We start from the raw sequence: 13,053 nt of genomic DNA on the forward strand, positions 1-13,053 counted from the left end.
TTGGTACAGGCCTGCGCCGGGGCGGTCATCCAAATCCCTTTCGGTGCGGCGGCGGTGATTTGCGGAATGATGGCGAGCCCGAAAAATGTGACCACTGACCAAGTGGCACAAGGCGACACCTCAACCGGTTATACTGCGACCAACCGACCCGACAACCGTGCGTCCCACCATCCGACAGGAGCAGCATCATGCTGCATGCCATCTGGAAGGGCGGATCGCTTCGCTCGTGGATCGCGATCGGCATGGCGGTGGCCATCCTCCCGCTCGGCGCCTCCGCGATCGGTGGCTACCTCGTGCTCGGCCGCGGCGTGGTGGCGTCATTCCAGGACGTCGCGGCGCGGCAGCGCAATCAGCTCGATCCGACCCAGCGACTCCGACTTCTTCTCGCCGATGCCACCGAGCCGCTTGATGATTTCGTCGATGAAGGGGATCCGCGCGATCCGGCAGCCTATCGCGAAGCGCGGGGACGGATCGAATCCCTCTTTGCGGACCTCGGTCCCCGGATGCAGCGCGATAGCGCCCTCCGTTCGCTGGTCGCGCGGGCCGAGGACGACTGGACCAGCGCCGACCGCATCGCCACGCGCGTCCTCGCGGTGCGGCGCGCCGCGGGCGACACGGCGAACGCCGCGCAGATGGACGAATTCCATGGCCTGGTGAACTCGGCAGACGACAAGCTCGGGGCATTGTACGAAGACCTGGCTGCCGATGTTCACGCCGATCACGATCAGGCGTTGCGCGATGTCGAGCGATCCGAGTGGCTTGCCGTTGCAGCCGCGATTCTCTCTGCGCTGGCGATCCTCGTCGGGGTGATCATCATCGGCCGGGTGATCTCGGGAAGCGTCGAACGGCTCGTGAGCGGCGCCGAGCGCTTTGCCGCAGGGGACCGGGAGCACCGGATCGACGTGACGGTCCCACCCGAACTGCATCGGGTTGCCCAGGAATTCAACCGGATGATCGGGCGGATCCACGAATCCGAGGATGCGCTCGCCGATCTCGCACGCCGCGACAGCCTGACGCGTCTCCTCAACCGCCGCGCGTTCGACGAAGCGCTGATCGAGATGTTCGCCCGCCAGGAGCGATTCGGCGAGCCGTTCGCGCTGGTGCTCTTCGACCTCGATCATTTCAAGCGGGTCAATGACGTCCATGGCCACGCTGCGGGCGACGAGGTGCTGCGCTCGGCAGCGGCGTCGCTGCTCGCGGCAATCCGGCCGTTCGATCGCCTCTTTCGTACCGGCGGCGAAGAATTCGCGGCACTCCTTTCCGGGGGCGATCGAACCACTGCTCGCGGTGCCGCCGACCGACTGCGCGAAGCCGTCGGAGCAGCATCGGTCACCATTGGCGGGAGCCGCGTGGTGACGACCGTCAGCGTCGGCGTGGCGATGTCACACTCGGCATCCGACGGGGCGACGCTGGTGGCGGCAGCGGATGCCGCGCTCTACCGAGCCAAGGAAACCGGCCGCAATCGCGTGGTCGTCAGCGGTGAGGAAGCGTAGAGTCAGTCGATCGCAGCCGGGGGGCCGTTACCACCTCTCCGATCATCTCTCGACGCGTACCGTCACGGCGCCGAGTGCGGGAATCGTGATCCGGTTCGCTGACACGATGACCCGCCGCTCCCCGGCAGGTGAGCTGAGCCAGAGCCGCGGAACGCCGTGGCCGCTCCAGTGGAAACTGGTACTGACGGTGCGCTCGCCGGGATTCCAGAGCCGCACGATCCATCCTTTTCCGTCGGCAGCATTGGCGATGCTCGAGACGACGACATCGGCATCGTCGAGGCTGAAACGCGGAGGGTCGACCGGAAAATCCGGCGTCGCCTGCGCACGCGTCACGATCGGCGGTTCGGTCATCGCGATCGCTTCGCGCGTCGCGTCCGCCGCGTTGAAGGTGTCGTGCGGGACCAGCTGCACGATGAACGACACCGGACCAGGTTGATCGGCCTTGAAGTTGGTGTGCCAGTAATTGTTCATCGCGTAGGCAATCAGTTCCGTGCCCGGCAGTGCGTGTGTCAGCCACTCGTCGCGTCCGTCAGGCTGAGTAAACGCTTCCGCCGTCAGGCCGTTGAGCTCCCACAACGGCAAGTCTGGATTGACAACGGTCACGCCGAAGGTTGCATTGCTCGCGTCGAGCCATCGCTGGACCGGATAGAAATTCCGGTTGGCCCCGACCGCCTGGTCGAGATCTGGCCGCACGACGGCAAGACCCTGCTCCATCCGCACTGTGCCGCCGGGGACTGCGAGGGGGAAGCCGATGTGCACCGACTCCTTGTCGCGGACGCCGAGCTTGTCGAGATGGGTGGTGATGGTGACCGCGGCACTGCCGCGTTCGATGGTGACGTCGCGAACCAGCGACGCCGCGCCGGGAGCCTCGCTGGTCACCCTGAGGGTCGCGACCAGCGGACCGTTCTCGACGACTTCGATTCTGCTCCGCGATGCGTCTTTCGCGCGGCTCGTGTCGCGGCCGAGCACGTAGCGATAGCGTCCCCAGCCGCCGCGCGCCTGATCGACCAACTCGTGACCGCGCCAGCGCACGCTCGCGACGGCGCCGGAGAGAGAATCAACGTGAACGGCGACGTCGCCATTCCAGAGCGAGTCGCTCGCGGCATGAATTCCGTCGGTCACTGGCGTCGGGGTGCCGGGTCCAATCAGCAGATTCGTGGCACTGAGCGGGGCGAGTTCGACCCCCACGGCGAGCGATCCGTCGCGCAACCGCTGCGCGGGGAAGGTGCGACCATGCCAATCGGTCACTCGGTCGCCGGTGCGAGAGAGCGAATCCGGAATCCGCACGACGCCACGCATGATCGATTCATGGGTGTTCCAGACGTCGAGTCCGATCCCCGGGCGAAACGGTCGAGACGCCGTCGCAAGCAGCGCGCGACTTACCGAATCGAGGGCGGTCGCGAATCCCTGCTTGATGCGCCATTGCTCCGTGACGATCGGGAGATCAGGGTCGCTGACGCTGCGATCTGCGCCCCAGGTGTGTTCGTCCCAGAGCAACGCATCGCGCCACGCCGCGTCGAAGATCTCTGCGCCAATGTGGAGCCTCCGCAGCGTCGCGAGCGTCGTCGCCTCCGTCAGTCGCGCGACCCCTTCGCGTGCGGCGATCTCTTCCCTCAGCGTGCTGGCGGCACCGTCCTCCCAGTAGCCGGTGAGGTCGCCGCGGATGCGCGGCAATTGCGGCCCGTACCGTTTCTCCATCGCGGCAAACATCTGCGGCAGCGTCGCGATCACGAGTTTCGGACTGACGTACCGTTCGTTCCAGCGGCGCACTTCGTCGGCAAGCTGTCCGTCGGGCATGCCGTTGTCGCCGAAGATTGCGACGCGAACCTGCACGATCTGCCACGGATACCGGTGCGCGACGAGCGTATCCATGTACTCGCTCATCACGTTGGCGTCGTCGACGGTGAGTCGCCCTTTCGGCCAGCCATTCACCCACGAATAGCCGCGCCCGGCCAACATCACCAGCAGCGAATCATTGCCACTCGGCCCGATCCACCAGAACGGCCTGTCGCCCCACGCGTCGAGCGTGTGGCCGATCCGGTCGGTTTCGTTGGGCCCGCTGGAGAGGTAGCGAACGCCCTGGCTCGTGAGGGCCGGCACCATCCCCCATGTGAAGCCGGGCACATCGCTCGTCATTGCCATCGTCACCGGCACGTGGGTGGTGCGCCGGAGTTGCCGGGTGAAGTCGAGGAGATGAATCAGCTCTTCGCTCCCCGACAGCCCGGTCATCAGGTTGGCATAGGGCGCGCTCAGCGCGATGTCGCCGCGGCGCACGGCGGCAAGCACGCGCGCGGTGTCGGTCGCCGGACGGTGCGCGAGATAATCCTCGAGCGGCCAGAGTCCCTCCTCGTTCCAGAGGAACCGCGCACCAACCGGACTCCCCCGGCTGCGGTCGATGTACGCCAGTGCACTATCGAGCGCGCGCTCATGCTTCAGGCGGACCGCCGGCTGCAGATCGGTGTAGCCGATGTCGAGGTGATCGTGATTGATGAGGTAGATCTCGCGCGGTATCACCGGTGCGAGCGGCAAGGCGGCGAACGCGGCGTCGGAGCCGGTACCGTGAATCGTCAGTGCCACCCTGGTCGGTCGCTGCACCGCCGGGACGGTGACGCGGATCGTCGTGGCGCCGGCCGCGAGGTGATCGGTCTGCGTGGTGGTGCCATTGATACTGACGGCGACCGTGGTCGTGTCAAACGGATGCCATGCATCGAGCCGGATCGTCTGTTGATCGCCGTGACTGGTACGAGCCAGCATCTGTTCGGCATGGGCCGAGACCGTTGGCTGCATCGACACGGTGTAGAGAATGAACCAGCTCTGCCGCGCGACACTCTCTCCATGCACGTCGAGCAGTACCGGCGCACCGGCGGGTGCCAGCGCGCCGGGAACGTCGAGGGTGACCACGCCGTGCACGTCGCCGAATCGATCAATCATCAATCGTCGGAAGTGCCATGCGATTCCGTCGACTCCCGGAACGGACCATTCTGCGGTAGTAGTCGTTGGCTGCGGGACCGCGAAGCGATGGGTCCCGTTGACAGTGACCCAGAATCGCACCGGCGCGTGGCCGGGATCGGTGACGTCGATGGCGGCGAGGAAGACGACATGCCGCATCGGTCCCGCGGCCGGCGACACCGGCGCCGTCATCCATCGCGCGGAATTGGTGCTGTCGACCGACCGGACGAGGAGCGAGGTGTGCGACGTCGGATGCGCCGACATGTAGGTGAAGCGTTCGCCGCGAATCGTCCGCGCGTATCCGTCGGTCGTGCCCGCGGGGAGCGCGCCGAGCGCGCGGGTCAGCGTGTCGGCGAGGAGCAGGAAGGTGCGGAGGGTCGTCACCGATCGGGCGTCTTCAACATCCCCATCACCTCGGCGAAGGGGACGACGTCATCCATGAAGGAAAACGTGCCGCGATCCCGCATCTCCCTGCTCGCCCGCAGAAATTCCCCAAGTGCTGCGCGCGCCAGGCCGCTGCCGATGCTGATGCGCCGTACGCCGATGGCATCGAGCGTGGCGCGATCGAGCGTGAATCCGGGTACGCCCGCGAGGACATTGACCGGCCGGTCGACGGCGTGAACCACTGCAGCAATGTCGTCGGCGGTGATTAGGCCGGGGGCATACAGCACATCGGCACCGGCCTGCTGGTACGCCTGCAATCGCGCGATCGTGTCGGCGAGGTCCGGCCGGCCATGCAGGTGATTCTCCGCGCGGGCGGTGAGCGTGAAAGGCCAGGGGAGTGCGTGAACGGCTTCCGCTACGGCGCGGACGCGATCCGCCGCCAGTTCGATGTCGTAGATCGGATCGCCCGGCTTGTTGGTCGCATCCTCGATCGACGCGCCAACCGCTCCCGCCTCGGCTGCACGGAGGTACGTCGTGACGACCTCGCGTGGCGCGTCGGCGTAGCCATTTTCGAGATCGGCACTGACCGGCAACGGCGTCGCCGCGGCGATCGCTGCCACGTGCGCCAGCATCTCGTCGCGGCTCACAGCGGTGTCCTGCTTCCCGATGGAGAACGCAAAGCCGGCGCTGGTGGTGGCGAGTGCCTCGAACCCCAGATGCGCGAGGAGGCGCGCGCTGCCTGCGTCCCAGGGATTAGGAATGACGAATGCGCCCGCGCGCTGGTGCAGCGCCACAAACTGATCGGCCGGTACTCGCTGATCCGACATCGCTCATCCTTGGTGCGGGTGCGCGGCGTCGCCGCGGCAGACCGAGGAAGTTACAGCGAGGGCAGGCGCGGGGATCGGAGCGATCGGTCGCTAGGCCGCCGCGGGGGCAATGCTGATCGCCGGGCGGCGATCTGCGGTGTTCGATCCGGCGCGTCGCCGTTCGATGTCAATCCGGTCGCGTCCGGCGGCCTTGGCGCGATACAGCGCCTCATCGGCGGTGTGTGTCAGCGTCGCCGAGTCACATTCGCCGGGGCCGGTCCAGGCAATGCCGACGCTGAGCGTGACCGGCAGCGGCTTGCCGTCCCATTGCGGCGGATTCATCGCGACCCGGCTGCGCACCCGCTCCATCGCCACCGCGGCCTCGTCGCCCTCGCATCCCGGGAGGACGAAGAGAAACTCTTCGCCGCCGTACCGACCCACGCCGTCATAGGCACGGACCTCGATCTGAAAGCACCGCGCCACGTGGCGGAGGACGGCGTCACCACCGGGATGTCCGTGGAGGTCGTTGATCCGCTTGAAGTGATCGATATCGGCCATGGCGACAGCGAGCGGCTTCCGCTCGTGACGGGCGCGGCCGAGTTCGCGGTCGAGCTGCTCGAGAATGACCCGGCGGTTCGACAGCCCGGTCAGGTCGTCGCTGGTGGCCTGCACCCGCAGCGCTTCCTGCGCTTCGAGCAATCCTTCCTGCAATTGGAGCACGCGGTCGCCCGAGCGGATGCGTGCCTGCAGTTCCAGCACGTCGAACGGCTTGGTGAGAAAATCATCGGCACCGGACTCCAGTCCGGCGATGACATCTTCACGCCGGTCGCGGCCGGTGAGCAGGATCAGATAGATGTACGGCGCGGTGCGCTGGCGTACCACGCGGCAGACGACCAGACCATCGGCGCCGGGCATCTCCCAGTCGAGGATCGCCATCCGCGGCGCGTCGGCGCGCAGGAGCGCGTTGACCGCATCGGGGCCGTCGGAGACGACTTCGACCTCGTGGCCGAGGCGGAGGAGCGTGCGTTCGAGCAGCTTGCGCGAAATCGGATCATCATCCGCGATCAGGATTCTCACGCGGCCTCCCGCGACGTGAGACTGGCAAGCTCGCGATTCATCCGTTCGATCTCGCGGTCGAGCTGCGCCAGTCGTGCGGTTCCGCCGGTGAGGACATTGTCGCGACCCATCGCTTCGAGCGTCTGCGCGATCCGCGCGACCGTGACGCCGCCGAGGTTGCTCGCCGAGCCCTTGAGCGCGTGGGCGAGTCGCTCGACGCGCCTGGCGTCGCCCTCCTCGAGGGCAGTGTGCAGCCGGGCACGGGTCCGGACGGCTTCGGCATGGAAGAGGGCGACCAGCTCGCGCAGGAGATCGACGTCGCCTTCGACCCGATCCATCACGCCGACGCCGTCGAGTGCGCTCTCGTGCTCCACCGGTTCCACCGGCTCAGGCTGAACGGGGGTGCTGCCGCCGCGCAGCACTAGTTCGTCGATCGCCGCGAGAAGTTCCCGCGGGTGCACCGGCTTCGAGAGATAGGCGTCCATGCCGGACGCGAGGCACTTGTCGCGGTCGCCCTTCATCGCGTGTGCCGTGAGCGCGATGATGGGGATGTGACGACCGGACCCGGCTTCGCTGCGACGAATCGCCGCGGTAGCCTCAAAGCCATCCATTTCCGGCATCTGCACGTCCATCAGCACCACGTCGAACTCGCTCTGGAGGACGGCGGCAACCGCCTGCGCGCCGTTCTCGACGGTGACGATCGAGTGGCCGTGCGTCCGCATGATCGCCGCGACGACGGCCTGGTTGACAACATTGTCTTCCGCCAGGAGGACGCGGCGCGACGGCTGTCCCGCCACTCGCACCGGCGGACTGGCGGCAGGCATCGGCACCGCCGGTTGCTTCATCGCCTTGATCGAGAGCATCGCGTCGAGGAGCACCGACTGGCGGACCGGCTTGGTGAGATACGAATCGATGCCGAGCTCCCGGCACCGGGCGGCGTCGCCGTTCTGGCCCACCGACGAAAGCATCATGATCATCGGGGTGCCGAGTTCGGGACGGCGACGGATCTCTTCGGCCAGCTGGAAGCCGTCGACTTCCGGCATCTGGAAATCGATCAGGGCGAAGGGGAACGGCGTCCCGGCCGCCTGCGCGCGCTCCATCGCCTGCAGGGCTGCGCGTCCGCCGTCGACGATCGTCGGCACCATCCCCCAGTATCCGAGAATGTCCTCGAGGATGCGTCGGTTGGTGGCGTTGTCGTCGACGACGAGGACGCTCGTGCCGCGAAGATCCGCGAGTTCGGCATGCCCCTTCGCAGCGGGCTGTTCGGCTCGCACGTCGAACGGCAACACGAAGTGGAAGACACTGCCGCGTCCAGCGCCGCTCTCGACCCAGATCCTGCCGCCCATGAGGCGGACCAGATGACTCGCGATCGCGAGCCCGAGGCCGGTGCCCCCGAATCGCCGGGTGGTTGAGCTGTCGGCCTGGGTGAACGCTTCGAAGATCGTCGCCTGCTTCTCCAGCGGAATGCCGATGCCGGTATCGGTGACGCTGAAGTGGAGCAGCGGGCGATTGTCGCGATGTGATTCGACTGCGACGCGCAGCACCACTTCGCCTGCCGACGTGAACTTCACCGCGTTCCCGGCGAGGTTGAGCACGATCTGGCGCAGACGGGCCGGATCACCGCCCAGCGCGGCCGGGACGTTCTGGTCGACCTGATAGGCGAGTTCGAGTCCCTTGGCGTGTGCCGCCGGTGCGAGGACCCGCATCGTTTCGTCGAGCACGGTGCCGAGATCGAAATCGATCGACTCGATATCGAGCTTGCGCGCCTCGATCTTCGAAAAGTCCAGGATGTCGTTGATCACGGCGAGCAGCGCGTCGGCGGAATTGCGCACGGTATCGAGATACGACCGCTGCTCGCCGGTGAGCTCGGTCAGCAGCGCGAGTTCGGTCATTCCGATGATGCCGTTCATCGGCGTGCGGATTTCGTGGCTCATGTTCGCCAGGAATTCGCTCTTCGCCTGATTGGCCGCTTCGGCAGCCGACATCGCATCGACCAGGGCGCGCTCGGCTTCCTTGCGCTGGGTGATGTCGATCAAGGTCCCTTCGATCAGCTGGCCGTCGCTCGGACTGTCGAGCAGCGTGGCGTTCTCCAGCACCCACACCGGCGTGCCATCGGTCCTCTTCAGGCAGCTCTCGAAATCCGTCAGCCGCTGCTGCTCGAGGAGCCGGCGGACAAAGGTGTCGCGCATCTCGACGCTGGCGTAGTGACGGTCCATCCGCTGCTGCAGGCATTCGTCGCGTGAGGTATAGCCGAAGATCCGGGCAAACGCCTCATTGCAGTCGACCAGCTGGCCGTCAGGCGTGCTCTGATAGACGCCGGCGAGCGACCGCTGGAAGAGCAGCCGGTACCGTTCCTCGCTGGCGGCGAGGAGCATTCCCTTGGCGGAAAAACGTCGATCGACGGCGGCCGTGAGCAGCGCCAGACCGAAGATGATGATCGAGATCGCGGCCACGCCGAACGACGGAATCTCGATCGCATGGGCGATGTCCACGTGCATCGGCGCACGGGAGAAGGTCGCCCCTGCCATCCCGGTGTAATGCATCCCGGCGATCGCGACGCCCATCACCGCAGCACTCCCCACCTTGAGGAGCGCGACGCCGCGCGTTTCGGAGCGGAAGAAGAACGCGAGGGAGAGACCGACCAGCGACACCACGATCGCAACCACGACTGACAGCGCCACGATTGCATCGTTCCATGCCGCCCGCGCCGGCATCCGCATCGCCGCCATGCCGATGTAGTGCATCGCGACGATGGCGCTTCCCATCGCGAGCGAGCCGCCGATCGCCCCGCTCCAGCCGAGACGCGGACGACTCACGACGAGCAGGGCGATCCCCGACGCCACGATGGCCGCGATGAGCGAGAGCCAGACGGTCGGGAGATCGTATTGCACCGGCACGGGGAGCGAGAACGCCTGCATCCCGATGTAGTGCATCGACCAGATCCCGAACCCCATCGTCGCGGCGCCGCAGACCAGCCACGTTGCCCACGCGCGTCCCTTCGATTGCGCGACCCGGCCCGCGATGTCGAGCGCGACGTACGAAGCGCCCATCGCGATCAGCACCGAGAGTCCGACGAGTCGCAGATCATATGTGCCGGTCACCGCAATCTCCCGAGAGAAGGAAATGATTCGGAGAGAAGCAAGGCAGCTTGTGGGCCGACCCGACAGGTCCAGTACATCTCCGGATTGCTGACGGATTGGCGTTCGTGCCTAACTCGCTATATAGTAACGACTTGGAACTTGTCTCCGCGGCGCTCCTTGAGAGGGATGGAACGGTCAGTTTTTTGACAGTTGATCAGAGCAACTGGCGACGATCAGGCCCTATGCAGCGGTCCGAACTGTCGAATTATCCGACGGCTAGCCGACCACTCCGGCACCGGCTGGGCTACCTTATCGACCATGGCGAATGTCTATCCCCGCTGGCTCCGCTGGGTGATCGTCGCGATCTGTGTCATCGCCGCGTTCGTCTTCATTGCGGTGGCACTGGGGCATCACTGACGCCGTTGCATCTCGAATTGGCGCCACCGCGAACCATTACTATTCGCCTCCCCCTCCACAGCTGATCACGTCTCGCCGAAGGTTGTTCATGTCTTCACGCTGCCGATTGGTGGCCGCAACGCTCGCAGTGTCGGCGTTCGCCGGCGTTCGTGCCTCTGCCCAGACCGCCGGTCCGGTCTTCAAGGACGGCCAGGCGCAGGTCGTTCCCGATTTCCAGGACCCCTCGAAGTGGATCCATCAGGAGCTCTGGGTCGAGACTGATTTCGATTCCGACCACGATGGCAAACCCGACCGCATGCACGTTGACGTGACCCGTCCGGCGCAAACCGATCACGGGCTCAAGGTGCCGATCGTGATGGCGTCGAGTCCCTACTTCGCAGGCACGGGACATCCGCAGGTGAACTGGGATGTGCAGGTCGAGGTTGGTGCAACGCCGCCGCCCCGCGGGAAGATGAACAATCCCGACTTCAAGTCCCCGCGGCCGGTGATCTCCACGTCACTCGTGAACGAATGGGTTCCGCGCGGGTTCGCCGTCGTGCACTCCGAAGCCCCAGGCAGCGGGCTGTCGTCGGGGTGTCCCACCGTCGGCGACTATCCCGAACGCAATGCCGCGGCCGCGACAGTGCGCTGGCTGACCGGGAATGCCAAGGGTTTCACCACCAAGACCGGCAACGTGGAGATCAAGGCGACCTCGTGGTCGACCGGCAAGGTCGGCATGATCGGGACCTCATATGAGGGGACGATCCCGCTCGCCACGGCGACGACCGGTGTGAAGGGGCTCGAAGTCGTCGTTCCGGTTTCGCCCAACACCTCGTACTACCATTACTACCGGACCAACGGCCTCGACCGTTCGCCGGCAGGATATCTCGGCGAAGATGTCGACGTGCTCTACGATTTCATCGCCAGCGGCGATACCGCCAATCGCGCCAACTGCGACCGGATCTGGAAGAACGGGATCTTTGCCGGCGTGACCGGCCAGGATCGCGCCAGCGGCGACATGAACAAGTTCTGGGCCGATCGCGATCTCCTGCTGCACCTCAAGGGAGTCAAGGCAGCAGTGCTTCTTGCGCACGGCTTCAACGATTACAACGTCGTCTCCGAGCATAGCGTCCGCATCTACAACGCGATGAAGGCGCTGCACAAGCCGGTGTCGATCTACCTGCACACCAATGGTCACGGCGGGAATCCGCCAGCCGACATGGTCAACCGCTGGTTCTCGCACTACCTCTACGGTGTCGACAACGGCGTCGAGAAGGATCCTCCCGTCTGGATCGTGCAGGATGCCAGGATGCAGGCACCGAAGGGTGTCGCGCTCGAGCAGGCGTGGCGCGATTCGGTGGCGGCACATCCGTCGCCGGAACCGCCTCCTGCGGCAACGGGTCGCGGTGGTCGCGGTGGTCGAGGAGGACGGGGACGCGGTGGTCCGCCGTCGCCCTATCCCACACCATTCGCTTCGTTCCCGATCCCGGGGTCGGTGCCAGTCGCATTCCATCCGACCGCCGGCGGCACTGGTGTCGGCGGATTGTCGCTTGCCGCCGCCGGTGCAGCCACCGAGAAACTTGTTGATGATGTCGCGATGAGCGGCAGCGCCAACGCCGCCGCCGATCGGTCCGATCACCGGCTGCTGTACGCGACCGGGACGTTTACGGACACGGTGCATGTCTCCGGCACGCCGCGCGTCACGCTGCGGATCGCCTCGAGCAAGCCGGCCGCGAATCTGTCCGTCTGGCTGGTCATGCTTCCCTATGATTCGGCCAACGTGGGCAGCGGCAGTCACGAAGGGGTGGTCTCACGCGGGTGGGCCGACATCCGGAACTACAAGTCGCTCATTAAGGGCGGCAATTACGAGTCGACGATTCCGGAAGAACAGCTCGTGCCCGGCAAGTTCTACGATCTCACCTTCGACCTCGAACCGGACGACGAATTCATTCCTGCCGGGAAGCGGCTCGCCGTCATGATCATGTCGAGCGATCGCGAATTCACGCTCTGGCCCAGGCCCGGGACCGAACTCACGGTGGACCTGGCGCATTCGGCGTTCGAGATTCCGATCGTCGGCGGCACGACGGCGGTGACGAAAGCCGGCGGGATGTAGCGCTCGCGTCTTCGGCACATCTGCACAAACATTCAAGCCGCAGAGCAACGGATCGCTCTGCGGCTTGAACCGTTCCGGTGCGCGCTGCAGCCCTGACTTACGGCTTCTTGGCGGTGGGCGGCAGCTGGCCGTTCATGCGGAGATACACTGACGCCTGGCTGTAGTGATCGGCCCAGTCACCGGCGGTCTCGAGCATCTCCGAGGCGCGCGACATCTTGCGACCGAAGAACGGCAGCTGCTCGTCGAGCTTCGAATCGTCGAGCGATGCCAGCGAGGTCGTGCAGAAGTCAAACGTTTCCTTGAGCCGCGCCACCAGGGCGTCCTTGCCTGCGGTTTCGGCAAGCGGTGTCCGCTTCGGCGCGGCCACGCCGCCGATCGACCCGCAGAGATAGTCATTCCCTTCGGCGAGGTGCATGACGACCGCGCCGAACGTCATCTGGGCGGGCGTCGGCTTGTACGCGTACTTGTCCGCCGGCATCGTTTCCGCCGCGGCAATCAGGTTCCTTGCCCGGCCCGCCTCCAGCGTGCGGAACGCGGTGGCCACCGGTGATTGAGCCTGCGCGGCGAGCGCGGGCACGGCGAGCAGGAACATCGTCAGGACTGGGGCGCGCATGGGCCTCTCTCGAGTGCGGGGTGGGATGGGGCTATGAGAGCGGAAAGTATAGCTCGACCGCAGCGGCAGCGGTTGACGCCCGGCGACGCGAATGTTTCCTTCTCCGATAGCGCGCCTTGGGGCGCCACCTGTCCGCGGCAAGGGGTTTCGACTCCACCCAACC

Annotated in this window: 7 protein-coding genes; 2 read left to right on the plus strand and 5 right to left on the minus strand. The window is 66.0% G+C overall.

The annotated features are described in order from the left end of the window. Positions 1 to 188: 188 nt before the first annotated feature. Positions 189 to 1,493, plus strand: coding sequence for a diguanylate cyclase (locus tag VGM20_10110; GenBank protein HEY4101219.1), 1,305 nt, complete (start codon positions 189 to 191; stop codon positions 1,491 to 1,493). Between the two features lie 42 nt (positions 1,494 to 1,535). Here VGM20_10110 and VGM20_10115 read toward each other — a convergent pair whose 3' ends face one another. From VGM20_10115 to VGM20_10130, 4 genes are all read right to left on the minus strand, one after another. Then, positions 1,536 to 4,826, minus strand: coding sequence for a glycoside hydrolase family 38 C-terminal domain-containing protein (locus tag VGM20_10115; protein HEY4101220.1), 3,291 nt, complete (start codon positions 4,824 to 4,826; stop codon positions 1,536 to 1,538). Next, a complete protein-coding gene (locus VGM20_10120; protein ID HEY4101221.1) occupies positions 4,823 to 5,653 on the minus strand; it encodes an isocitrate lyase/phosphoenolpyruvate mutase family protein in 831 nt (276 codons plus the stop codon). Before VGM20_10120 ends, VGM20_10115 begins: the two co-directional genes overlap by 4 nt. Positions 5,654 to 5,743: 90 nt before the next feature. Further along, entirely contained in the window at positions 5,744 to 6,709 is a 966-nt protein-coding gene (locus VGM20_10125) for a diguanylate cyclase (GenBank protein ID HEY4101222.1), read from the minus strand. Beyond that, the gene (locus tag VGM20_10130; protein HEY4101223.1) at positions 6,706 to 9,789 is read right to left on the minus strand and encodes a response regulator; all 3,084 of its coding nucleotides are present in this window, start codon (positions 9,787 to 9,789) and stop codon (positions 6,706 to 6,708) included. The genes VGM20_10125 and VGM20_10130 overlap by 4 nt, the downstream gene beginning before the upstream one ends. Before the next feature lie 484 nt (positions 9,790 to 10,273). Here VGM20_10130 and VGM20_10135 point away from each other — a divergent pair, with 484 nt between their 5' ends. Then, positions 10,274 to 12,277, plus strand: coding sequence for a Xaa-Pro dipeptidyl-peptidase (locus tag VGM20_10135; protein HEY4101224.1), 2,004 nt, complete (start codon positions 10,274 to 10,276; stop codon positions 12,275 to 12,277). 97 nt (positions 12,278 to 12,374) lie between these two features. On the opposite strand, the gene VGM20_10140 is transcribed toward VGM20_10135, so the two are convergent. Continuing rightward, positions 12,375 to 12,890: a DinB family protein gene (locus VGM20_10140; GenBank protein HEY4101225.1), complete on the minus strand. Its 516-nt coding sequence runs from the start codon at positions 12,888 to 12,890 to the stop codon at positions 12,375 to 12,377. Positions 12,891 to 13,053: the final 163 nt, after the last annotated feature.

The organism is Gemmatimonadales bacterium, assembly GCA_036500345.1.
Classification (GTDB): Bacteria; Gemmatimonadota; Gemmatimonadetes; order Gemmatimonadales; family GWC2-71-9; genus Palsa-1233.

What these genes read in the sequence shown, in the direction of transcription:
- VGM20_10110 (HEY4101219.1), top strand. Translation starts at nt 189, where the DNA reads ATGCTGCATGCCATCTGGAAGGGCGGATCGCTTCGCTCGTGGATCGCG.
- VGM20_10120 (HEY4101221.1), bottom strand. Translation starts at nt 5,653, where the DNA reads ATGTCGGATCAGCGAGTACCGGCCGATCAGTTTGTGGCGCTGCACCAG.
- VGM20_10135 (HEY4101224.1), top strand. Translation starts at nt 10,274, where the DNA reads ATGTCTTCACGCTGCCGATTGGTGGCCGCAACGCTCGCAGTGTCGGCG.
- VGM20_10140 (HEY4101225.1), bottom strand. Translation starts at nt 12,890, where the DNA reads ATGCGCGCCCCAGTCCTGACGATGTTCCTGCTCGCCGTGCCCGCGCTC.